Source organism: Winogradskyella sp. PE311 (assembly GCF_046545555.1).
Taxonomy (GTDB): Bacteria; Bacteroidota; Bacteroidia; order Flavobacteriales; family Flavobacteriaceae; genus Winogradskyella.
This window is the reverse complement of record NZ_JBHZTH010000001.1, coordinates 1,199,956-1,223,286: the sequence shown is the minus strand read 5'-3', so window position 1 is coordinate 1,223,286 and position 23,331 is coordinate 1,199,956. Positions and strand designations below refer to the sequence as shown.

Sequence of the window (23,331 nt, the reverse complement as noted above, 5' to 3'; positions counted from 1 at the left end):
CTTTTTATATTTTATAACATTAACGATTAGTAAACCGTTTTTGCTCTGTTATCTTTAATATCCGCAGCTTTCTCTAAAGCCTGATATACTTTATTCTGTACTGCTCCTCTACGTTCTGTATTTAATCTATTCATTATGGCAGTATAATTATCTAATTTTGTTGCATCAGTAATTTTAGTTACTTCTATAACATAAACACCTTTTTCTCCATCTATAAGTTTAGATGTTTTGCCTTGCTCTAAACCAAAAGCAGCCCCTATAACTTTAGGCTCAACGCCTGCACCAGAAAGTGTTGTGTTTTTTAACGTTAAGGCAGCGGCTGTCCTAGCACTCTGTCCCTGGCTCGATGCAATCTCATCGATAGTAGTGGCAGTAATTTTTTCGCGTATCATTTTAGCCTTTTTCTCTTTTCTAATTTGAGGTGCAGCGGTAATAGAAGCATTTTCTACACTCATTAAACCTTCCTCATTCTTCGCAACAACTTTTGCAACAATAAATCCGAAACCTGAAATTGGGAAATTTTTATACTCACCAACATCTGTTCCTTCTTCAAATGCCCAACGCACAACTTGTCTTTGACTTCCAAGTCCTGGCATATTTTCATCTAATTCTTTAAACGTAATTGGCTTTACTGTAAGTTCCTTTTCTTTTGCTAATTCATTAAAGTCAGTATCCTTAGCAGCAATTTCAAACTTAGACATTTTGTTAAACACATCTTGTAATGTCTGATCAGAAGGCTCAATCTTTCTAGCTAACGTACCAATTTTTATAGTTCTATTGAAACTCTTTTGCTCTAATATTTCGATAACATGGTATCCAAATGAAGTTCCAACTACTTCAACATCACCTCTTTTGTTATCAAAAGAAAACGCTTTAAATTCTGGTGCCATACCAGCATTATAAGCAAACTCTAATTCACCATCTTTTTCATTACTAACTTTATCGGAAGATAAATCTAATAAATCTAAAAACTTAGTACCGCTCTTTATTTTTGCTAAAATACTATCTGCAGTTGCCTTAGCTTCTTCTGGTGTTTTAGTTACAGACGCATCAGCTCTTTGTCCTCCAACATAAGGTATTAAAATATGTCTCACCTTTACAGAATCTGCTAAACGCTTTGTATCTATAACCTTAGATAGTTTATAATACTCACCATCTTTATAAGGGCCATAATAATCGCCCACTTCGAGTTTCATAAGAGTGTCTTTAGCTAAAGCAGGTAATTGAGCAGCTCTTAAGTAAGAATCATTATATTCAATATCTGAATTTGTATTGATAAATTCCTGAACATTTTCTGCCGTATCAAAACCTATTCTTGTATATACACTTTCAGTACTTTGGTTATATTCTTCCTTATCAGTTTTTAATTCAATAAGTTTTGCTTTAATAGCATCCTCATCTTCTTTTGAAGCCTCTTCTTTAAACTCGACATAAACCACCTCTCTATTAGCATCTGCTTTAAACTTATCTTCATTTTTATTCATGTAAGCTTTAACATCTGCATTTGTTACCTCAACTAAACTATCTGCAATCGAAGTATAAGGGACTTGCACATAACGAATATCTACAGTTTTCGCATCTGCTAAATATTCATTTTCAGCTTCAACAACAGTAGTATTAACTCCTGTCTTAATCATGTTATAGTAAGTTTGTTGAATCGAATTTGCAGCAATTGTTTGTTCGTTATTAGCCCAACTTTCATAATTCACTAAAAAATTACCTAAAGGTGCTGTCTCACCATTAAGATCTTTTAAGTTAGATATAAACGCATTTAAACGGTTAACATCAAACGTTCCGTTTTCATCTTGAAACTCAGGGTAAGATTGAAAACTATTTTTTAATAAGTCGCGCATCTCGTCCTTTTCAACAGAAAGACCTAGTTGATCGTACTCATCATCCATAATGATTTGACGAAGCTCTTGGTTATATATAGTGTTCATTGCTTGTGTAGAACTAACTCTACCACCCACTCTATCTTGATAAGATTTTACTTTCTGCTGAAAATCATTTCTATCGATATCGGTTCCATTAACAGTAGCCACAACACCCTGTGTATTTGAAAAAGCATTAGGATTATCAATTACACCTTGTATTACAAAAGCGAATAATGCCAACGCTATCACCAATATTAATATTAGTGAGCGTTGTCTAATTTTATTTAAAATTGCCATAGTCTATTTTTTTCGTACAAATAAGTCTGCGAAAATAGTATTTTCTAATAAATTATGAAAGGAGAAGTACAGTTTTTATAAGCGATGCAATCTATTAATCTACTTCACGTATTTTTAAAAGTACAACATCGATTTTAGTAGATGAAACTTCCTCTATGGTGAACTTAAAATTATCTATAATAACGTCCTCCTTTTCATTCGGAATTTCCTCAGTCGCATTAACAATTAAACCTCCTAATGTTTCATAATTTTCTCCTTCCGGAAGGTTAATCTTATAGGTTTCATTAATATAATCTACCTCTAATCTTGCAGAAAACCTATACGTTTTTTCGTTAATTTGCTCGTCTATTAGTTCAATAGTATCGTGTTCGTCTTCTATTTCCCCGAACAATTCTTCTATAATATCCTCAACGGTCATTATTCCAGATGTTCCACCATATTCATCAATAACCACAGACATACTTCTTCGCTTCTTGGTAAGAATATTAAGCACATCTTTAATAAGAATAGTCTCTGGTACAAATCCTATAGGAATTAAAATCGACTTAATAGTCTTTGGCTTTTTAAAAAGTTCAAAAGCGTGCACATAACCTAATATATCGTCAATATTATTTTTATAGACAATAATTTTTGTTCTTCCTGTCTCTATAAATAACTGACTAAGATGTTCTATAGATTCTGAGATATCTACAGCTGTAATCTCAGTACGAGGCACCATAACTTCTCTTGCTTTAACCTCTGAAAACTCTAATGCATTCTGAAATATCTGAATTTCACTATCAACATCTTCATTTCCTTCGAGTGATTCCATTTGTTCGGTGATGTAGTTACCAAGTTCAACTTTGGTCATAGCTAAAACAACATCTTCTCCTGTAGCTTTAAAAATATATTTTAAAACCGCATCTGAAATCCAAATAATGAAATCTGAAACCCAATTAAAAAGTAAATAAAAAATGTAGGTTGGTAATGCCAGCAACTTCAATAGAGAGTTTGCATAGATTTGAAAAAATACCTTGGGTAAAAACTCTGCTGTAATTAGTATTACTAGAGTAGAAATTACAGTTTGGGTTAATAATTGAAGGTCTAAAAACAAATACGTTAAGATAGGACTATCTAATGGCAAAATTGACGTAAACCAACGCACCAATACATCACCCATTTTAAGACCATAAATAACTAATGCTATATTGTTACCAATAAGCATTGTGGCAATATATTTAGATGGCTTTGCTGTAAGTTTTTCTAAAATTTTACCTAAAAAATCCCCTTGTTTTTTTTCTAATTCAATATGGATTTTATTGGCAGAAACATAAGCAATTTCCATACCCGAAAAAAACGCAGAAAGTATAAGTGTCGTAATGATGATAATAATATCTAGAGACATCGATTACTTTTTATCACGATCTTGAAATTTTTTCGCAAAACGTTTTCTAAAAAAGAACATGAAAATGGCTAACGCAACAAAAAGTAAAGACATATAAGATCTGTTTCTATCAACAGACCAATTTGTTATTGCATCCCAAAGGAAAAGTGCAGCAAAGATAATATATGCGTATTGAAAGAATTGAAGGATTTTCATAAGTCAGTTTATCTATTTGTAATTTTATTACAAAGATAATTAATTATCAATTTCAAAATCACCTCCCATTTCTAACATCTGAAAGTTTTTAAAACCCTTATCAGAATCAAAACCGATTCCATGCAAAGGGCCAACAGATCTTTTAAATAACCAAGGCTTATTCGTAAATACCCACTCTAGTTCTTGATTGTAGTATAATTGATCAGTGAATAAAGAGTCTTTTTCGTGAGTAGCTATCACAACATCACCCCTTAGGTCGATAATATCTGTCTCTGTATAGAATATAGCATACTTGGATGTTATAGTGGTTAGCTTATTATTCTCGTCATACACTTTCAATTGGATACCTTCAGGAAATTCAGAAAATCCGAAATCTCTATTAGAATAGTCGAACATTTTTGGACTTATAAGATTAGCCAATAAACGCACTGTTGTATCCTGTTCCTCTAATTCGGTATATTTTAAATCTATATTTTCGGCTTCGCCAATCGGTTGATTTTGTAATACACCAACTTGTTGGACATCGTTAAAATTGTTTTCACATGCAAAAAACAAAGTCACAGCGATTGCTGTGACTAAGTTCTTTATGGTATGTAAAAATCTTTTTTGCATTAAATACTTGGCACTTTTACCGAGCGTCCAATCCAACATCCGATTTTGATTGTTTGACCGGCATTACCCTCTGTAAAAATATCGGATTTAGAAGGTGCACTTGCTCTGTAACTTACAGCTGTCTTAGATGCAGTAGATCTAAGTCTACCATCAACTCTACCTGCCTTTTCAGCTTCATTAGCTGCTAACCAAAACACAGCTCTTTTATTAAAGTTAGAATCGCCACAGTTGTTAGCACTTTTAGCGTACATTGCTGCTATTCTTAAATATGGTGTACCATTAGATGGGTTAAGACCTAAAGCCTCTGTATACTGTTGTCTTGCCTTACCAAAACTACCTCTTCTGTAGTTTTTCTCAGCAACTCTCATTATTAACTTCCACTTTTTTAAAGGATCTGTTTCTAACTGAAAAGACTGATCGTAATACTTATCTGCTTCTGCTTTATTACCTTGTTTTTCTTTTAATACTCCTAAATAGAAGGCAGTCTTAGCATCTGGCTCTATAGTGTTCTTTTGTACTACGAGTTTTTCAAACATTGGCTGATCGGTACAATCTTTCTCACCCATTTTATTCATAGCACGTTGTAACCAAACGGCATCATTTTTCTTTTCTTCAAAATCTTTCTCGTACAATGGCACCAGAACTTCACAATTTGCTCTATCACCTAGCTTTTTATCCATACTTGGTATCACCTGATCTTCAAAAGCTTTTATACTTGACTCGTAATATTTTTTTAAACGTGCTTCCTTTTTCGTTAAAGCAGAACCACCTTCTTCTTTTTCTACTAATTTATTAAGACCTAAAGTATTTTTACCAACAATATTCTCAATAACCTCAATAACATCATCATACTTATCGAACATCTTTTGCGCATCAGCAGGTGTTTTTGCTCCTGCATCATAAATATCTACAGCTAAAGAAAAATAAGTATATAACCCCTTTGCATTCGTAAAATGATCAACATCTCTTTTATAAGCCTCATCAAACATTTTATAATCCTCTTCCTTAGACATTTTTAATTCGTCCATATATTTATAGACTAAATTGGCTTTATCTACTTCAACTTCTCCTACGTCGTATTTAGAGGCAAAATGCTCTCTACTTTCGTCATACAATTTTAATAGGTCTTTAATATGAGCAACTTGCTCAGCACCAGTTGAATTTTCAATTTTATGAGTTAATATTTTTTCACCATGCGCATAAATTGCTCTATTAAATTTTGGGCATTTTTCACGCACAATTTTCCAAGGGCCATATGCATCATCGTATTTTTTGCTCTTCACGTAGCTATCAAATATCGATAGATTATTCATACACTCTTCATCTTGTTGAGCAAAACCAAGGTTTATACCCATAAAAAGTGTTAGTAGGATTAATGTAATTCTCGTCTTCATGTTAAAAATTTGTTAGTTGTACTTCTTTTGTCTAAACCATCTAGAGTTCAAAGATAAACTTAAGTTAAAGTTTATAAAATTCTCTTGAATTAAGTTTTTGTTAGTTGTTCCGCGTTGCCCAAATTCTAATCCTACATTAGCATTAGAAAATAAACTTCTACTTCCAACAGGTAATCCTAGACCAAAAGATATGCCAAACTCATTAATTGACTCATCTTTTATTACTAAACCAGTATTAGCAAAATTAAAACCGGCTCTGTAAACAACTCGTTTAAAGTAACCAGAAAAAGCATCGTGGTCTGGAATATAAAAACCACCTAAAGAAAATTGAGATGCATTCTCAAAAGTAGAAATATCGTTATCTAGTACAGGATTAGAAAAATCACTCGTATTCTGAAGCGTATATTCTGCACCAACGAACCATGACTGAGGATCACCAATACCTGCTCCCAAAGATAAACGAGACGGTAAAGTTATCTCTGATTTCTGTGCTACATCACCATCTTGAGTGTTAATTACACTTTCCGCTTCTGTAAAAATACTAATCGCTATAGTAGAAAGTGTACGTTCATTTTCAGAAGTTAAAATACTCTCTGGAGCGTAAGTAGCAGTAGCTGATAATTCTAATTTATCAGAAACTTTAGTTTTATAAGCCAAACCAAAGTTTACATTCAGGCCACTTAAGTCTGATCTACTGTCTTCTCTTGTTTGATACTGAACGATATCACCCTCTGGTGTATATGCATATTCTATTGCCGAATTCTGAATGTTTCCGAAATTGTAATTGAAATCTACTCCAGCACTTAATTTATCAGATAATTGATAACCAAAACCTAAAAAGACTTTATTAACACCACCTTCTCCTCTAAAACGATTTACAATATCACCATCATCATTAATGTCATCTAACTTATAACCTACTGAAGTAAATGGCAACAATCCAAATCCAAATCCAAACTTACCAACAGGTATAGAAAGTGCCAAATAGTCAAAGGTAGAACTACTCGTTGAAGCCTCACCAGAGTCACTCTTTAAAGTTACATTAGAAGCTGTGCCTGCTATCGTAAATTTTACAGGTCTACTTTCTCCATCAAAAGGAAACGCATCTACATTTTTACCAACATAGGCTGCAGGGTTTCTGAGGTTTACATGTATACTATCTAAGTAAACACCTATACCTCCCATACTTCTATTTTCTACCGTTCCTTTAAACTTAAGACTACCTATTCCGTAAAATGAATATGGTGAAGTTGTTCCTTGCTGAGCAAAAACACTAGAACTGATAATTGTAATACAAATTACAATGAGTCTTTTTATCATTATTTTGAATTAAAATCTAGAATAAAATTCAAACCTTCCAATAGGAAATTTGAATTCGCAAATATGCTATTTTTTAATTGGTTTGACAAAAAATTGGCATCTCCTCCTGTTAAAATAACTGTTAAATCTTGGTGTTTTGCTCTATATTCTTCAATAACACCATCAATTTCTTTAATTATCCCAATTACAACGCCTGAATGAATAGATGATTCTGTGGAGTCGCCAATAATTGTTTTTGGTTTATCTTTTTCTAATAACGGTAAATTTGCAGTTAAATTATTAAGTGACTGATATCGTAATCGTATGCCTGGAGATATAGCACCTCCTAAATAGTCATTTTCGCTCGTTACAAAATCGTATGTTATACAAGTACCTGCATCAATAATTAATACATTCTTATATGGAAATTGACTTACAGAACCACTTACTAACGCAATACGATCCACACCTAAAGTTTTCGGAGTTTTATAAAGACTCTTAAAAGGAAGTTTCGTTTTATAATTTAGCTCGTGTAACTTTAAATCTTCATCTATAATATCAATTTGCTTTTTTGATAAACGCCCAACAGAAGAAACAATAGCTTTTCTAAGTTCTGGGAATTCTTTTTTAAGTAATTTAAATTCCTTTTTAAATTCTGAAAGCTCAAAACTGACTTTGTATATTAATTTATCGTCCTGAAAAACAGCAAATTTAACAAAGGTATTTCCGACATCAACTATAAGATTCATACGTTATTGGTAAAATACAAATTTATAAAATCAAATTTTACAAGTTTCCTTTTGTGAATAATAAAATTGCATATATATTTGCATCCGCTTAATTAAGCAATTGGTGCCTTAGCTCAGTTGGTAGAGCAAAGGACTGAAAATCCTTGTGTCCCTGGTTCGATTCCTGGAGGCACCACCATCAAAAACCCGATTCATTTGAATCGGGTTTTTTGGTAAATAGCAATAAATACCTGTCTAAAGGACGTATTTTATCAGAAAATAATTACAAATAGAGTTCGTTTCAACGTTTTTCAAACTGAAAATGGTAAAACAGTAAATATTTTTTCTAAATTTCTTACACCAAATCTTTAAATTTTAATCTACTATGAAAAATTTACCCCTTTTTTCATTAGCCATGCTATCCTTAGTATTTGCTTGTGAAACGGACACAGACTCTCAACTTACAGAAACGATTAACTATCGCTATAATTTAGATCAACAATTCTCAACAACCCAATCTTACATAATTGATTTTGAAGATTTTACTGCTGGTGATATTGTTTCAGAAATTAATATTGACGATCCATTCGAAAATACTCTGGTTGAAGGTATAACTATGATTTTTCCAAATAGCAATAATGCTATGATTTTTGACTCATCAAATCCTACTGGAGGTGATTTTGACATCGGCACACCAAATGAAATTTATGGTGGCCCAGGTATAGGTAGTGGCGGCGCGAGTAATGATATCTCGTTAGGCAATGTTCTTATACTATCTGAAGATTTAGATGCAAATGATCCTGATGATATTTTTGAAATTGGAGCCAGCTTTGTTTTTGATTTTAGCGCTAACAATAATATAACTTTAACTTCTTTTGATATTTTAGACATAGAAGCGTCATCTAATCCATCAATGGTTACTCTATTTAACATGGAAGGTATTATATTATTTAGTTCAGAGATAAGTCCTGGTGGTGATAATTCAAAAACCACCGTAGATCTAGAAAATACAACTGATATTGCTTTTATGGAAATAGTAATGAACAGTTCTGGCGCCATCGATAATATTGCACTCGAAATAGAAACAGAAGAGACATGCGTTGAATGCGATAGTGCTATTACCGAATTAACCTTTAAATATATTGGAGGCTCCCAAGAAGCACCTGTTCGCGTTGAAACTTCTGACGGTATTATTATATTTAACAGCGTACTTGAACTAAATGAAGAGTTTACAGTAACTGGCAATACTGATAATAATACCTTTGGTGATGAAATTATTTTATTTGTTGATAACGAACAAGTAGCAACACTAATAACAGATTGCTCTCAAGTTATTGGACCTGGATTTATTATACCAGATCTAGAAATCGTTTCAGGAATAACACAAAGTGGAAATCAGTTATGTCCTGTTCAGCAAATGTTTTAATTTTTATTAAATAAGAAATGAAAGAGCAAGTTTATTTATAAAATAAGTTTGCTCTTTTTAATTAAAGTTTATAATTTTTTCTTGGTTTTCTTCTGAATACCTAATTTCAAAACTGTAATTATTTAGATTAACACTTAAATTTACATAACTAGAATTATTCTTCCAACATATTTTAATATCAGACTCCAAACCAGAGTTTACAATTATTTCACCTAAAAATGCCTCATGCGTATTTCTTAATCTAATTAAATCTAATTGGTTGAGTACTGATTTTTTCTCTAACCCAGCGTTTATATCTTCTACTTTCAAAGTCGTTCTATTAATCTCTTTATGTCCACCATCGCCAGCTCTCTCGACAGCTTTATAGTCATTCTTACCCTCAAAAAGATCTAGATACCATATCTGAGGAATACCTGGCATAAACAATTGAATGGCTCTTGCCAAAAGCATCTTTTGCGAATCTTCACCTAAAGCACTAAAAAAAGTAGCGTTAACCTGGTAGTAGGATATTTTCTTTCCATTAGGCCCATACAAGTTTTTTACTCGTCCTCCTCGACCTATCACAGTTTCCATTATCGAATCAATATCCTCATCCTTTAATAAGCCTTCGTTATAGGTTCCATTAACCTCTTTACCTTTTAAATCTAAGACAGGAATGCCGTCATGGCAACCCAACATATTTACAACCTTGTATTTTTTATTAACTATTTCTTGAGCCCATTTTAAAAGCGCAGTACTAGACCTTTGCTCTAGTGTATGAACCATTAATCCTGGTAAGAAAAAATCATAAATCTGAAAACCTCTTGCTGCGACCTCATCATGAAGGTTAGCACCATACTCTGCATGAATTTCTGGTAACAAAATTAAATCATTTTTATCTGCAATCTTTTTAATTCTATCTAAATGATTCCAAGTGCCAGGTGTGTTAAAAAAGTTAGACTCACCAACCTCCTTATGTAAGTAAGCAAAAGCATCTAGTCTTAAAATCTTACAACCAAAATCTTTAAGCTTAGCTAAAGTTTCTTCATAAAAATCCCAAACTAATTCAGATTTTGCATTCACATCCATTTGTCCTAAATAGGACCTATTTTTTTTTAAAATAGAAATGACAGCATCTTTAAACGCTTTGTAAGCACCAAAATCTAATTCCTTTAAATTTTCAATGCTATCAATTTCAGCGTTTACCAGTTTACATATTGCAACTGCCTGTTGAGTAGATAAATTTTGTATTTCTTTTAAGTCTTCAACACTAATCTTATTATAGGTTACTTTTTGATAAAATGTATTCCAATAAGGTCGCTCTGATCCGTCAGGAAATACCACTTTTAAAATTGGTAATCCAGATTTTCGCATGAATAACTTATTCAATAATAACTCTTCTGGTATTATTATTCCGTCTTCATTAAGTGTTCCGTTATCTTTCCAGAAGGTATTCCAATTAATAAAAAAGTCCTTGTATTTAGAGTTTTTACCGTGTTTTAATAAATCTTTAAACTGAGGAGAACCAACCGATAAATGATTCAAAACGATATCAAATTTTAGGCTTATCCCGAGTTCTTCAAATAATATCATATCTTCCTTTGAAACTAGCTCATCATTGATGTTATAATCTACAATGGAGAAACCACGATCTAAATCACTATTAAAAAATGTTGGTAATACATAAAAAAGTGAAAAGGTGTTCTTAAACTCGGGTAGCTTTAACACATCTAAAGTATCTTTTAACCTCTCACCAATACTATCAGGATAAGCATTAAGCATAACGCCATTAAATTGAGTTTTTTGATTTTCATTGTTTCCTTTCATCCTGCTAGTTTAAATATTTTATTATTTAGTTATTAAATTTACAATCCGTTTGGCACAAACCATAATTCTAATCAAAAACAAAATTAAATTTACATCGAAAACGTTTTCGATTGATTTGGTGTATGTCTATTACTAAAAATAAAGTGTGCTTAATTGGATTTTCATATATTGGTACGTACTAACTAACTTCTAATATATATGTTATCAATAATAACCTTCATAGGTTTTACCGCTTTAGTTGCAATTATAGCTTGGTATGCCACTAGAAACACGGATGAATCAACAGCAGATGGCTTTTATCTTGGCGGAAGAAGCCTCGGTGCATTAACCATAGCAGGTTCCTTGTTGCTTACAAATCTTTCTGCAGAACAAATTGTTGGCCTTAATGGTCAAGCATTTTCTGAAGGCATTTTAGTAATGGCATGGGAAACACTTGCCGCTATAGCTATTGTTGTAACTGCTATTTTTCTTTTACCTAAATACATGCGCTCTGGTATTACTACAATTCCAGAATTTATCGAAGGACGTTTTGATCAGCAGACAAGGGCGATATTAGCTGTATTATTCTTAATAGCCTTTGGTGTTGTATTATTACCTACAATTTTATATTCAGGATCATTAGCTTTTAGTACTATGTTTGACTTACCAGAATTATTAGGTATGTCTCAATCTGGTGTTATTTGGTTATGTGTTTGGAGTATTGGAATCATAGGTATTGTGTATGCCATTTTTGGCGGATTAAAAGCCGTAGCTGTTTCCGATTTAATTAACGCTATTGGTTTGCTAATTGGTGGACTTTTAATACCAATTTTTGGACTAAGTGTTATTGGTGACGGAAATGTAATGGACGGTCTTGATACATTATGGAATAGTAATCCTGAAAAATTTAATGCTGTAGGTGATGTGACTTCATCGATTCCGTTTGGAACAATTTTCACTGGTATGATGATTGCACAAATTTATTATTGGGGAACCAACCAATCTATTTTGCAACGTGTTTTTGGCGCTAAAAATTTAGCAGAAGGACAAAAAGGAATGATGGCAGCTGCATTTGTTAAATTCCTAATACCTGTAATTGTGGTACTGCCAGGAATTATTGCTTGGCACGTTTTTGAAGGTAACCTTGAAAATGCAGATCAAGCTTACCCATCTTTGGTTAAAAAAGTACTACCAACAGCCTTAATCGGTTTCTTTGCTGCGGTGTTGTTTGGTGCTGTATTAAGTTCATTTAATAGTTTATTGAATAGTAGCGCAACACTTTTTGGATCTGATTTATACAAACAAAATTTTAATAAAAATGCAACTGAAAAACAATCGGTAAAAGCAGGGAAAATTGCAGGGCTTATACTTGCCTTAATTGCAATGAGTATAGCCCCTTTTATCGCTAATGCGCCTGGAGGTTTATTTGACTATATACAACAAGCTTTAGGAAGCCTAAGTGTGCCTATCTTAGCTGTGGTATTAACAGGAATTATATCTAAAAGAGTACCTACCATTGGCGCTAAAACAGTATTAATAGGTGGAGTACTTATGTATCTCTTTAGCTTACTATATTTAGGACCAAATACTATAGATAATGCAATGGCTGATGCTGCTTCTAATGGAATTACTGATGTGGACGAATTAGCCACTATAAAAGCCGAGGCTTATCCGCATTTCTTACATATTATGGGGATTTTGTTTGTCATTAACATGGTAATTATGTTATTATTTAGGTTTGTAAAGCCCAAAAAGGACGAAGATATATATGTTCCTGAAATTACAGAAGTCATTGACACAACACCTTGGAGATACACCAAACCAATTGGCATCTTCATTGTAATAGTAGTGTTATCCACGTATTTTATATTCTAAATAAGTAATCTAATTTTATTTATGCAAAAAACTTGGTGGAAAGAGGGAGTCGTATATCAAATTTATCCGCGCTCTTTTAAAGATACAACGGGAAATGGTTTGGGTGACATTTACGGTATAATTAAAAAGCTAGATTATATAAAATCGCTTGGCGTAGATATCATTTGGTTGTGTCCTGTTTATGAATCTCCCAACGATGACAATGGTTATGACATCTCTGACTATAAAGCAATTTCGGAAGATTTTGGTGGCTCAGATGCTTTTGACCAACTACTCGATGGCATGCACAAAAGAGGTCTAAAACTTGTTATGGATTTAGTGCTAAATCATAGTTCTGATGAGCACAATTGGTTTAAAGAATCTCGTAAATCTAAAGATAACCCTTATAGAGATTATTATTTTTGGAAACCATCAAAACATGGAAATCCACCAAATAACTGGACTTCTTTTTTTAGCGGTTCTGCATGGAAAAAAGATGATATTACAGACGAGTATTTTTTGCATCTGTTCACCAAAAAGCAACCCGATCTTAATTGGGAAAATCCGAAAGTACGCGAAGAAATACATAAAATTGTTGACTATTGGTGTAGAAAAGGAGTGGATGGATTTAGGATGGATGTTATTTCTTTAATCTCAAAGCAGATCAATTTCCCTGACAGTATTTATCCTAATGATTATGGTAAGACTATAAAAAACTATTATGCAAACGGTCCAAAAATTCACAAATATCTAAACGAACTCAATAAAGAAGTATTATCTAAATATGATATAATGACTGTTGGTGAAGGTCCTGGTATTGACCTCAATAATGGACTGGATTATGTAAATGTTGATAGAAACGAGTTGAATATGATTTTTCATTTTGATCATATGTTTATTGATAATGGTCCTGGTGGAAAATATGATCCCATCGAAGTGTCATTACCTCATTTCAAAAAAGTATTTAACGATTGGGACATTAAATTAAAAGATAAAGGTTGGGGAAGTATATTTTTAGGCAATCATGATTTTTCGAGGATGGTGTCTCGTTTTGGTAATGACAAAAAATACCATACTGAATCTGCAAAGCTTTTGGCAATGCTCTTATTCACATTAAGAGGTACTGTATATGTATATCAAGGTGATGAGATTGGGATGACCAATGTCGCCTATTCGTCAATTGAAGACTATAACGATGTTGAGACGCTTAACAGCTGGCATGAAGCCAAAGCAAACGGTAAGAATATGGAAAAATATTTAGACCTAGTCCATATGCAAAGTCGGGATAATGCGCGTACTCCTATGCAATGGAATAGCACTAAAAATTCAGGCTTTTCTAAAGGTAAACCATGGCTTAAAGTCAATGAAAATTATAAGACTATAAATGTTGAAACTCAAGAAAACGACACAAATTCTGTCTTAAATTTTTACCGAGAAATGATAGCATTTAGAAAAGCTAACACCACAATGGTTTATGGCGATTACAAGTGCATAAATGAAAAAGACGAATTTCTTTTTATCTACACAAGATCTGACCATGAAAATCGTTATGTTATTCTGTTAAATTTTAGTGATGATATACAATCAATAAAACATCCTGATTTAAATTTAGATACAAGCACCTTGGTGATCTCTAACCTTTCAATTTCGCATTCGATTAAAGAACTTCAACCTTGGGAAGCTCAACTTAGAAAATATAACTAGTCTAGATTCTTTATTTTAATATTTCTATACCAAACCTTATCGCTATGATCTTGCAATCCTATGTGACCTGTTTTGTATTTACCAAAACCTTCCCAATCTTTAAATTTTGAGTTCGCCACCATTTTATCCCAATCTTCTCCGTGTAACGGAAAACTCATAACTTCAGTACCATTCATATTTACTTTGGCCAAGTTAGCATCCTGGTTTACTTCAATAACACATAGATTCCATTCACCTGCCGGATTTACATGCTCTTCTGGACACATTATCATGTCATATAATGAACCTGCTTTATGCGTACCATTTGCAACAAATGAATCTGGGTGTTTAGCGTTATCTAACACCTGTATTTCGGGAGCAGTCATATATGCTTCCGGATATTTTTTATCTTCATAAACTCCCCAAAAAATACCACTATTTCCGGCTTCGGATATTTTCCATTCTAGTGACAAAACAAAATTGGTATACGTATTCTTAGAAATAATGTTTTTTCCACCTTCTTTTCCTGGTGTAAAAGCCATAGCGCCGTCTTCAATGGTCCATTCAGGATACATTTCTTCAGACAGATAGCCTCTCCAGTTATCTAATGACGTTCCGTCAAACAATATCGTCCATTCCTTGGTATTTTCATTAGCCACAACTTCAACAACTTCTTTTTCTACTTCCACTTCTTTGTTTTCTTTGCAAGAAATAATAGTAAAAAGGCATAGGCCTAAAATCAAAAATTTATTCATTTCTATAGTATTTATATTCCTAGTATTTTTCTTAAATGTTCTTTATCTATTTCAGCTCCAGCGAAATCATCAAAACGCTTTTCGGTAGCTTCAATAATATGATCTTGTATAAACTTTACACCTTCACGCGCTCCTTGCTCCGGACTTTTTATACAACATTCCCATTCCATAACTGCCCAAACGTCGCAACCATATTCTGTAAGTTTTGTGAAAATTGTTTTAAAATCTACCTGTCCATCACCAGGCGAACGATAACGACCAGCGCGGTCTTTCCAATCTCCATAGCCACCAAACATTCCCTTTTTACCTGTAGGTTTAAATTCTGAATCTTTAACATGAAAGGCTTTTATAAATTCGTGATAATGGTCTATATATTCAATATAATCGAGTTGTTGTAATACAAAATGTGATGGGTCGTATAAAATATTGACGCGTTTATGGTTATTCGTTGCTTCTAAAAAGCGCTCAAAAGTTATACCATCGTGTAAGTCTTCACCTGGGTGAATTTCGTAACACACATCGACACCTTGTTCATCAAAATGATTAAGAATTGGTAGCCATCGTTTAGCTAACTCTTCAAAACCCATTTCAACTAATCCGTCTGGTCGCTGCGGCCATGGATGCATTGTATGCCATAATAAAGAACCCGAAAAAGTTGCATGTGCATTTAGACCTAATCTTCGACTAGCTGTTGCCGCATCTTTTACTTGTTGAATAGCCCATTCTGTTCTGGCTTTTGGATTGCCCTTACAATTATCAGGCGCAAAATTATCGAACATAGTATCATACGCAGGATGAACCGCTACCAATTGTCCTTGCAGGTGGGTAGAAAGTTCAGTAATTTCTAATCCGTAAGAATTTATTTTTCCTTTAAACTCATCACAATAGGTTTGGCTTTCAGCAGCAGTTTTTAAATCGATTAGACTTATGTCTGTTGGTATTTGAATACCTTTATAACCCAAATCACTCGCCCATTTACAGAGCCCATCTAATGAATTAAACGGAGCTTTACTATCCATAAATTGGGCTAAAAATACTGCAGGTCCTTTAATCGTTTTCATGCTCAATTATTGTTTATCAATTTCTACCCAAATATTACCTGCCTTATGCGACTCAACTGCTTTTTCAATAAAATTCATACCTCGCACTCCATCGATCATAGTAGGAAATTCTCCGTGGTCATAATCTTCATTTCTTATAGCTTTCGCAACACCTTTATAGATGTTTCCCATGGAGTCGAAAATCCCTTCAGGATGTCCTGGAGGCAACTTAGTACCATCCAAGGATAGATCACTATTATAAGCATGACCTGGTTTTAAAACTCTTAAGGGATGACCATCCTCTAATAGGTAGAGATAGTTCGGGTTCTCTTGTTCCCATTTTAATCCTGCCTTATCACCATAAATTTGTACTGTAAAGTTATTTTCTTCTCCAGTAGCAATTTGACTTGCACGAATCACACCTTTGACATCATTATCGCAATGAATAAGGACAGTTCCATCGATATCCATTTGGTTATCCTCATACAAGTAATTTAAATCTGCTAATATTGAATTTACCTTAAGTCCAGACATATATTCAACCATATCAAAAGCATGTGTACCAATATCACCAATACAGCAACTAATACCTGATTTTACTGGGTCTAATCTCCATGTGGATTTTCGTTGTGCTTTATCATGAATTATAGGATTAATCCAACCTTGATAATATTGCGCATCAATTTTTTGAATTTTTCCGATGTCACCATTTGCAATCATTTGACGCATTTGACGAACCATCGGATAACCTGTATACGTGTAAGTAACCGCAAAAACAGTATTTGACTTTTTAAGTATCTCATGAAGAATTTTCGCTTCTTCATAAGTTGTTGTCATTGGTTTTTCGCAAATGACATTAAATCCATTTTTCAATAATTTTTTAGCCATTGGAAAGTGCAAAAAATTAGGAGTTAAGATAGACACAACTTCCATTCGTTTCTCTTCAGGAAGTTCTAATTCTTTTTCGATTAGCGTATCTAAATCTTTATAAACTTGATCTGTAGGAATACCTATCTGATTAGCAAACTTGATGCTTTCGTCCAAAGAAGGGTTAAAAGATCCTCCAACAAGTTGGTATCTATCAAACATCGAAGAAGCTACTCTGTGCAAAACTCCAATAAGTGAATCTCCACCTCCACCTAAAATGCCAAGTCGTATTTTATTACTCATATATTTATGAATCTTTGTATTCTATTTTTTCGTTTTTAAATAATAAAGCGAACAAAAGCATAACTGCACCTGCAAAGATCGCTGGGAATACCCAAATATCTTTCCAGCTATGTAAACCCTCGCTTATTAAATTTGCATCTACAATTTGTCCGGCTACCCAAAAACCAACCAACATACCAACACCATAAGTCGCTAATGTGATAAGACCTTGTGCTGCACTCTTTACTTTTTCACCAGCTTTCGAATCTGTGTAAATTTGACCAGAAACAAAGAAGAAATCATAGCAAATACCATGTAAAGCAATTCCTAAGACAACCATAAAAAACAAATCACCTGCATTACCGTAAGCAAACAACAAGTATCTAATTCCCCAAGCTAGCATTCCGAATAAGATTGTTTTCTTAAAGCCGTATTTTTTAAAGAAGAATGGCAATAACAGCATAAATAATACTTCAGACATTTGACCCAAAGAAGCCCAAGCCGTTGAGTTTTCCACTTTATACTCAGTTAAAAATGGACTTATATTCTGATAATAAAAGGCTAAAGGAATACATATTAATACTGAAGATATAAAGAACACTAAGAAATTTGTATCCTTCAATAATTTTAGAGCATCTAATCCTAGTATATCTGAAAGTCCCACCTTATCCTCTTTAGAAATACTTGGTGGTGTTTTTGGTAACGTAAAACTAAATACGCCTAATATCGCCGAAGCAATTGCTACCATTAAAAATGTATTAGACAACATACCATTAGCAATATTCTCAATAGAATCCCACTTGAATACAAAGCTAATTACTAAACCTGCTAAAATCCAACCAACGGTTCCCCAAACTCTTACATGTGGAAACTGTTTTGCAGGATCATTCATCTGATTAAAAGCGACCGAATTAACTAATGCTAGTGTTGGCATGTAAGCAATCATATATCCTAGCACATATGGATAAAACACGCTAAATTCAGTAGTTTGCGACATTAAATACATTAAAATAGCACCTGCAATATGCAGTATTCCTAATATTTTTTCAGCATTAAAAAAGCGATCAGCGATTAAACCAATTATAAAAGGAGCAATAATTGCTCCCCAAGATTGTGTAGAATAGGCCATTGCTGTTTCAGCACCAGATGCACTTAAATTGTTCCCAAGAAAAGAACCCATGGTAACAAACCAACCTCCCCAAATAAAAAATTCAAGGAACATCATTATTGATAACTTAACGGAAGTAGATGATTTCATATTAGTTAGTTTTTAAATACTTTTGTAATAATTTCTTAGTTGCAATTATTCCTTCACGCTCGCTTAGAGTTTCATGTTCGTACTCAACACTGATATAACCCTTATAATCTGAGTTCTTAATTATTTGAATGAATTTTTCAAAATCCAAGGTTGTTTCATTTCCATTCTCATCAAACTCATAAGCTTTTGCACTTACAGCCTGAGCTTTTGTCATTAAACGTTCAAACCCTTCATATTTATCTGGATATTCCTCTGCACAGTCTCCCCAGTTTTCGTCTTTAGTTCTTTTTATACACCAATTACCAAAGTCAGCAAGGGTACCACAATGATCTAAATTAATCCTTTCTATAACTGGTATTACTAATCTAGGGTCTGATGAAAACCAACCATGATTTTCAGCAAGGACGCTAATATTTTTAGTAGCGGCATATTCTGATAATCGCTTTAAACCATCATAAGTAGCCTCAACCCATTCATCAGCATTGAAGGTTCCAAATGTATTTACACGAATCGCTTGACACCCTAAATAAGCAGCAGCATCTATGTACTTTTTATGACTTTCTATAGCCTCATTTCTTTTTTCTAAATCTGAATGTGATAAATCACCTGCACGATCTACCATAATAAGCACATTTTTTACTCCATGTTTTTCGCTCTCTTCTTTCCATCGTTCTATTACTGCATCAAAACCTAAACTATCAAGTTCCTTTGCATATAATTGATCTACCCATTCTACAGCTTCAAAACCGAGCTCTTTTGCTACCTTAGGGAAATCAAAAGGGTCTAGTTTTCCTGTTTCAATTTCTCTATGCAGCGACCATTGTGCTAAAGAAATCGGATAATTCGTATCGTCTTTAATTATTTCTGTTTGGTCTTCTTTCACAGATTCTTCTTTTTTTTCTTCTTTACAGTTAAATAAAAATAAAGTAATAAGAGCGAATTGAAATATAAAAAATCGTTTCATTAGTTGTATTTAGTTAGTTTAGAATTGAAAAATAATCAATCCTTTAAGATTCGATGTTTACTTTTATTCAGTGAAAGGATTTATACAAAGCGTATTAAATTTCTGGATAAGCTGTTAAGGACGTTTCAATTTGGCGCATTTTCCGAAATTCATTTGGCGAGCATTTTTCATGCTTTTTAAAGACTGTAGAAAAATATTGACTTGTTGTAAATCCGCATGAATAAGCAACCTCACCAACTGTCAACGCTTCATTTTCTAACAGTATTTTTTTAGACATTTCTACACGTCTCATTGCTAAGTAACGCATCGGCGTAAGATTTGTTAATTGCTTACAATGGTGCGTAAACCTTGTTAAACCTACACCTGCACTGCGTGACATACGCTCAATAGTCCAATCTTCTGATAAGTTTTTATCCAATTCTTTTAGAAAATACTGAACGCTTCTCGAGCTATCAATTAATGATTCATCGAGCACAATGTCTTCCGTCTTTAATAAATCTAAAATAAGAATCAATAAGTAGTTTACTAATAAACGAATTCGTGAAGCATTACTACCTTTTTTATCTGTATTTACAGCACTATTTATACGCTTAAAACAATCGCGTATGCGCTGATCTGTTTTTAATATAGATTTCTCATCCTGTCTTAAAAAGTTAGTTAATTGTTTTAAATCACTTTCTGTTAAAGTAATCCAATCTGGCCAAACCCATTCTTGATGCGGCCTTCTAACACCTAAATCTATGATAACCCAATAAAATTTACCCATACCTATATTAGGATTTCCTACTTTATGAGCTTCCCAAGGACGTGTAATTGTTAAGTGGTTTGGTGTTAGCACTACCTCTTTGTTTTCTTGAGAATAAGGCATTGTACCAGATTCTAAAAAATGAAACTCAATACCCTCGTTTCTATGCCAATCTAAACCCCAATCTTGTGGTTCGTTTGCATCCCAGTACCCAATACTATTTAGACCTAAAGTATTTTCATCTAATCGATCGCCTGGGTACGTATGACGTGCTAGTGCCTTAAACTTTATCTTATTTCTGTTATAAGCATCAATTAATGGCAAACATGTGTCTGCATGATAAACCACTCCATCAACTTCATAAGGCTCAATTTCTTGTTTGTTTACTTTCACTGAAATATTTTAAACAATTATACCATGCAAATTAGCTAATTTTCTGTTTTCAAAAAATATATTTGATAATTTATGAGCTTTTCTCAAGTTTATTGGAAAAATATTATCAATTTCACGATATCGATTAAACTAAGACTATGAATAACAACACTAAAGTAGAAACTACAGAATATGATGCTATTGTTGTAGGAACAGGAATTTCTGGCGGATGGGCAGCAAAAGAATTATGTGAAAAAGGCTTAAAGACCCTCGTTCTAGAGCGTGGTCGAATGGTACAACATGTTAAGGACTATCCTACAGCGAATTTAGATCCTTGGGATTTACCAAATGCAGGAAGACCAACACAAGAAGATATAAAACGACAAGAAAAACAACACAGAACGGGTTATGTTACTAGAAAAGAACGCAGTCACTTTTTTGTAGATGATATAGATCACCCATATAATGAAGAGAAACGTTTTGATTGGATTCGTGGTTATCATGTTGGTGGACGCTCATTAATGTGGGGACGTCAAAGTTATAGATTAAGTGATATTGATTTTACTGCAAATAAAAGAGATGGTATTGCTGTAGACTGGCCAATTAGATATAAAGACATTTCACCATGGTATGACTATGTAGAAGAATATATTGGCGTGAGTGGTGAAAACTTAGGCTTAAAACAATTACCAGATGGCAAACTATTAAAGCCAATGGAACTTAATTGTGTTGAAGATCATTTAAAAGATAGCATTTCGGAAAATTACGAAGACCGATTACTAACAATAGGTCGAGTAGCTCATATAACAGAAGGGACAAAACCTGGTATGGGTCGTGTTAACTGTCAATATCGTAATCGTTGCATGAGAGGCTGTCCGTTTGGAGCTTACTTTAGTAGTAACTCTTCTACCCTACCAGCAGCAGAAGCTACAGGTAATATGACGATGCGACCAAACTCTATTGTACATGAAGTTATGTATGATGATGTTACAAAAAAGGCAACTGGAGTAAGAGTGATTGATGCAGAAACTAACGAAACGTTTGAATTTAAAGCAAAAGTAATTTTCTTATGTGCTTCTGCAATTGCATCTACTTATATATTAATGAATTCTAAATCTGAAAGATTCCCTGATGGACTAGGTAATGATTCTGGTGAATTAGGTCATAATGTTATGGATCACCATTTTAAAGCTGGTGCATATGCCAAGTTTGATGGGTTTAAGGATAAATATTATTCTGGTAGACGTCCTAATGGTATTTATATCCCAAGATTTAGAAATATAGGTGGAGATACTGATCAAAAAGAGTTTTTAAGAGGTTATGGATACCAAGGTGGTGCTAGCCGAGAAGATTGGTCAGATAGTGTAAAAGAATTAGGTTATGGCAAAGAACTTAAAGAAGCTATTCTAAAACCAGGTGGATGGACAATGGGATTAATGGGCTTTGGTGAAACTTTACCATATCACGAAAATAAAATGACTCTAGACTATGATAAAAAAGATAAATGGGGTTTACCAACAGTTACTTTTGATGCTGAGTTTAAAGAGAACGAGTTAAAAATGAGAAAAGATATGATTGCTCAAGCTATGCAAATGTTAGAAAAAGCTGGTTTTAAAGATATTTCTCCAATGGATAGTATTGGAGCACCTGGATTAGGTATACATGAAATGGGAACAGCACGTATGGGTAGAGATCCAAAAACGTCTGTATTAAATGAATATAACCAAGTACATAATGTTAAAAACGTTTATGTAACTGATGGAGCAGCAATGACATCTGCAGGATGTCAAAATCCATCATTAACCTATATGGCTTTAACAGCAAGAGCTGCAGATCATGCCGCTAGTGAATTTAAAAAAGGTAATCTATAATACATAAACACATGAAAAGAAGAGAAGTAATTAAAGGTTTAGGATTGTCTTTAGGAGCATTATTAGTAGCACCTTCAGCTATGAGTTTATTACAAGGTTGTACTAGTGATAAACCAACTTGGGTACCAACATTATTTTCGGTCGACCAGGCATCTTTACTAAATAAACTTACAGATATTATTTTACCAAAAACAGAAGATGCACCAAGTGCAACGGAAGTTAATGTGCCTGAATTTATAGACAGATACGTCTTAGAAACCTATGAAACGGAAGAACGAGAACTTTTTATGAAAGGCTTTTCTAATTTTGGTAACATTGTAATGAAAAATGCCAATACTGAAGTATTGGCTGATGTAGAATCAAGTGCTATTGAACCTGCTTTAGCGACTATATTAAAAAAGACTAAAGAAGAAAACCAAGCGCTGATGAAATCTTTTTACACAGCACTAGACGATGAGACTGATATACCTAGTGATGCTTTAAATTTTGTAGCCTTAAGTAGGGTTAGAGATCTTTGTATTTTTGCTTACAAAAATTCTGAAAAGGTCGGTGAAGAAATTATGGATTATGTGCCAGTTCCTGGTAAACAGGAAGGCTGTATAGATTTGAGTGAAACTAGCGGAAAAGCGTATTCACTTTAATTTAT

The 23,331-nt window shown here is 33.4% G+C and carries 19 protein-coding genes and 1 tRNA gene; 6 read left to right on the top strand and 14 right to left on the bottom strand.

Annotated features, from left to right (window positions below):
- Positions 1–26: 26 nt before the first annotated feature.
- The 7 genes from ACFWU4_RS05100 to ACFWU4_RS05070 all read right to left on the bottom strand — a co-directional run bounded on the left by ACFWU4_RS05100 (position 27) and on the right by ACFWU4_RS05070 (position 7,804).
- Complete coding sequence (locus ACFWU4_RS05100; protein ID WP_411125517.1) at positions 27–2,171, bottom strand: peptidylprolyl isomerase; 2,145 nt, start codon at positions 2,169–2,171, stop codon at positions 27–29.
- A 94-nt stretch (positions 2,172–2,265) separates the two neighbouring features.
- Complete coding sequence (locus ACFWU4_RS05095) at positions 2,266–3,555, bottom strand: hemolysin family protein (protein WP_411125515.1); 1,290 nt, start codon at positions 3,553–3,555, stop codon at positions 2,266–2,268.
- A gap of 3 nt (positions 3,556–3,558) precedes the next feature.
- Positions 3,559–3,750: a hypothetical protein gene (locus tag ACFWU4_RS05090; RefSeq protein ID WP_411125513.1), complete on the bottom strand. Its 192-nt coding sequence runs from the start codon at positions 3,748–3,750 to the stop codon at positions 3,559–3,561.
- 39 nt (positions 3,751–3,789) lie between these two features.
- Positions 3,790–4,362, bottom strand: coding sequence for an LPS export ABC transporter periplasmic protein LptC (gene lptC / locus ACFWU4_RS05085; RefSeq protein WP_411125511.1), 573 nt, complete (start codon positions 4,360–4,362; stop codon positions 3,790–3,792).
- Complete coding sequence (locus tag ACFWU4_RS05080) at positions 4,362–5,756, bottom strand: hypothetical protein (protein WP_411125509.1); 1,395 nt, start codon at positions 5,754–5,756, stop codon at positions 4,362–4,364. Before ACFWU4_RS05080 ends, lptC begins: the two co-directional genes overlap by 1 nt.
- 12 nt (positions 5,757–5,768) lie before the next feature.
- Positions 5,769–7,076: a hypothetical protein gene (locus tag ACFWU4_RS05075; protein ID WP_411125507.1), complete on the bottom strand. Its 1,308-nt coding sequence runs from the start codon at positions 7,074–7,076 to the stop codon at positions 5,769–5,771.
- A complete protein-coding gene (locus ACFWU4_RS05070) occupies positions 7,076–7,804 on the bottom strand; it encodes a type III pantothenate kinase (protein ID WP_411125505.1) in 729 nt (242 codons plus the stop codon). The genes ACFWU4_RS05075 and ACFWU4_RS05070 overlap by 1 nt, the downstream gene beginning before the upstream one ends.
- A 102-nt stretch (positions 7,805–7,906) precedes the next feature.
- Between ACFWU4_RS05070 and ACFWU4_RS05065 the strand changes: the two genes are divergently transcribed.
- Positions 7,907–7,982 (top strand) — tRNA-Phe (locus ACFWU4_RS05065).
- 186 nt (positions 7,983–8,168) lie between these two features.
- Entirely contained in the window at positions 8,169–9,209 is a 1,041-nt protein-coding gene (locus tag ACFWU4_RS05060) for a hypothetical protein (RefSeq protein ID WP_411125503.1), read from the top strand.
- Positions 9,210–9,266: 57 nt separating this feature from the next.
- Here the strand turns inward: ACFWU4_RS05060 and ACFWU4_RS05055 are convergent, their stop codons facing one another.
- Complete coding sequence (locus ACFWU4_RS05055; RefSeq protein ID WP_411125501.1) at positions 9,267–11,015, bottom strand: glycosidase; 1,749 nt, start codon at positions 11,013–11,015, stop codon at positions 9,267–9,269.
- Between the two features lie 198 nt (positions 11,016–11,213).
- On the opposite strand from ACFWU4_RS05055, the gene ACFWU4_RS05050 reads away from it, so the two are divergent.
- On the top strand, positions 11,214–12,869 hold the full coding sequence (locus tag ACFWU4_RS05050; RefSeq protein WP_411125499.1) for a solute:sodium symporter family transporter: 1,656 nt from the start codon (positions 11,214–11,216) through the stop codon (positions 12,867–12,869).
- Positions 12,870–12,890: 21 nt separating this feature from the next.
- Positions 12,891–14,552, top strand: a complete 1,662-nt coding sequence (locus ACFWU4_RS05045) for an alpha-glucosidase (protein ID WP_411125497.1) — start codon at positions 12,891–12,893, stop codon at positions 14,550–14,552.
- On the opposite strand, the gene ACFWU4_RS05040 is transcribed toward ACFWU4_RS05045, so the two are convergent.
- From ACFWU4_RS05040 to ACFWU4_RS05015, 6 genes are all read right to left on the bottom strand, one after another.
- Complete coding sequence (locus tag ACFWU4_RS05040; RefSeq protein ID WP_411125495.1) at positions 14,549–15,286, bottom strand: DUF1080 domain-containing protein; 738 nt, start codon at positions 15,284–15,286, stop codon at positions 14,549–14,551. The genes ACFWU4_RS05045 and ACFWU4_RS05040 overlap by 4 nt on opposite strands.
- A gap of 11 nt (positions 15,287–15,297) precedes the next feature.
- The gene (locus ACFWU4_RS05035) at positions 15,298–16,347 is read right to left on the bottom strand and encodes a sugar phosphate isomerase/epimerase family protein (protein WP_411125493.1); all 1,050 of its coding nucleotides are present in this window, start codon (positions 16,345–16,347) and stop codon (positions 15,298–15,300) included.
- Between the two features lie 6 nt (positions 16,348–16,353).
- Positions 16,354–17,496, bottom strand: a complete 1,143-nt coding sequence (locus ACFWU4_RS05030; protein WP_411125491.1) for a Gfo/Idh/MocA family protein — start codon at positions 17,494–17,496, stop codon at positions 16,354–16,356.
- Between the two features lie 4 nt (positions 17,497–17,500).
- Positions 17,501–18,733: a nucleoside permease gene (locus ACFWU4_RS05025; RefSeq protein ID WP_411125490.1), complete on the bottom strand. Its 1,233-nt coding sequence runs from the start codon at positions 18,731–18,733 to the stop codon at positions 17,501–17,503.
- Position 18,734: 1 nt separating this feature from the next.
- Positions 18,735–19,697: a sugar phosphate isomerase/epimerase family protein gene (locus tag ACFWU4_RS05020; protein WP_411125488.1), complete on the bottom strand. Its 963-nt coding sequence runs from the start codon at positions 19,695–19,697 to the stop codon at positions 18,735–18,737.
- A gap of 94 nt (positions 19,698–19,791) precedes the next feature.
- Entirely contained in the window at positions 19,792–20,835 is a 1,044-nt protein-coding gene (locus ACFWU4_RS05015; protein ID WP_411125486.1) for a helix-turn-helix transcriptional regulator, read from the bottom strand.
- A gap of 137 nt (positions 20,836–20,972) precedes the next feature.
- Between ACFWU4_RS05015 and ACFWU4_RS05010 the strand changes: the two genes are divergently transcribed.
- Together ACFWU4_RS05010 and ACFWU4_RS05005 are read left to right on the top strand one after the other, a co-directional pair.
- Complete coding sequence (locus ACFWU4_RS05010; RefSeq protein ID WP_411125484.1) at positions 20,973–22,685, top strand: GMC oxidoreductase; 1,713 nt, start codon at positions 20,973–20,975, stop codon at positions 22,683–22,685.
- 11 nt (positions 22,686–22,696) lie between these two features.
- Positions 22,697–23,326 (top strand): gluconate 2-dehydrogenase subunit 3 family protein, encoded by a 630-nt coding sequence (locus tag ACFWU4_RS05005; RefSeq protein WP_411125482.1) that lies wholly within the window; start codon positions 22,697–22,699, stop codon positions 23,324–23,326.
- Positions 23,327–23,331 lie beyond the last annotated feature (5 nt).

Excerpts from the sequence above, each read along its gene's own strand:
- ACFWU4_RS05070 (WP_411125505.1), bottom strand. The coding sequence starts at position 7,804 with ATGAATCTTATAGTTGATGTCGGAAATACCTTTGTTAAATTTGCTGTT.
- ACFWU4_RS05060 (WP_411125503.1), top strand. The coding sequence starts at position 8,169 with ATGAAAAATTTACCCCTTTTTTCATTAGCCATGCTATCCTTAGTATTT.
- ACFWU4_RS05035 (WP_411125493.1), bottom strand. The coding sequence starts at position 16,347 with ATGAAAACGATTAAAGGACCTGCAGTATTTTTAGCCCAATTTATGGAT.
- ACFWU4_RS05075 (WP_411125507.1), bottom strand. The coding sequence starts at position 7,076 with ATGATAAAAAGACTCATTGTAATTTGTATTACAATTATCAGTTCTAGT.
- ACFWU4_RS05095 (WP_411125515.1), bottom strand. The coding sequence starts at position 3,555 with ATGTCTCTAGATATTATTATCATCATTACGACACTTATACTTTCTGCG.
- ACFWU4_RS05005 (WP_411125482.1), top strand. The coding sequence starts at position 22,697 with ATGAAAAGAAGAGAAGTAATTAAAGGTTTAGGATTGTCTTTAGGAGCA.
- ACFWU4_RS05050 (WP_411125499.1), top strand. The coding sequence starts at position 11,214 with ATGTTATCAATAATAACCTTCATAGGTTTTACCGCTTTAGTTGCAATT.
- ACFWU4_RS05040 (WP_411125495.1), bottom strand. The coding sequence starts at position 15,286 with ATGAATAAATTTTTGATTTTAGGCCTATGCCTTTTTACTATTATTTCT.
- ACFWU4_RS05030 (WP_411125491.1), bottom strand. The coding sequence starts at position 17,496 with ATGAGTAATAAAATACGACTTGGCATTTTAGGTGGAGGTGGAGATTCA.
- ACFWU4_RS05055 (WP_411125501.1), bottom strand. The coding sequence starts at position 11,015 with ATGAAAGGAAACAATGAAAATCAAAAAACTCAATTTAATGGCGTTATG.
- ACFWU4_RS05020 (WP_411125488.1), bottom strand. The coding sequence starts at position 19,697 with ATGAAACGATTTTTTATATTTCAATTCGCTCTTATTACTTTATTTTTA.
- ACFWU4_RS05010 (WP_411125484.1), top strand. The coding sequence starts at position 20,973 with ATGAATAACAACACTAAAGTAGAAACTACAGAATATGATGCTATTGTT.
- lptC (WP_411125511.1), bottom strand. The coding sequence starts at position 4,362 with ATGCAAAAAAGATTTTTACATACCATAAAGAACTTAGTCACAGCAATC.
- ACFWU4_RS05080 (WP_411125509.1), bottom strand. The coding sequence starts at position 5,756 with ATGAAGACGAGAATTACATTAATCCTACTAACACTTTTTATGGGTATA.
- ACFWU4_RS05090 (WP_411125513.1), bottom strand. The coding sequence starts at position 3,750 with ATGAAAATCCTTCAATTCTTTCAATACGCATATATTATCTTTGCTGCA.
- ACFWU4_RS05025 (WP_411125490.1), bottom strand. The coding sequence starts at position 18,733 with ATGAAATCATCTACTTCCGTTAAGTTATCAATAATGATGTTCCTTGAA.
- ACFWU4_RS05045 (WP_411125497.1), top strand. The coding sequence starts at position 12,891 with ATGCAAAAAACTTGGTGGAAAGAGGGAGTCGTATATCAAATTTATCCG.
- ACFWU4_RS05100 (WP_411125517.1), bottom strand. The coding sequence starts at position 2,171 with ATGGCAATTTTAAATAAAATTAGACAACGCTCACTAATATTAATATTG.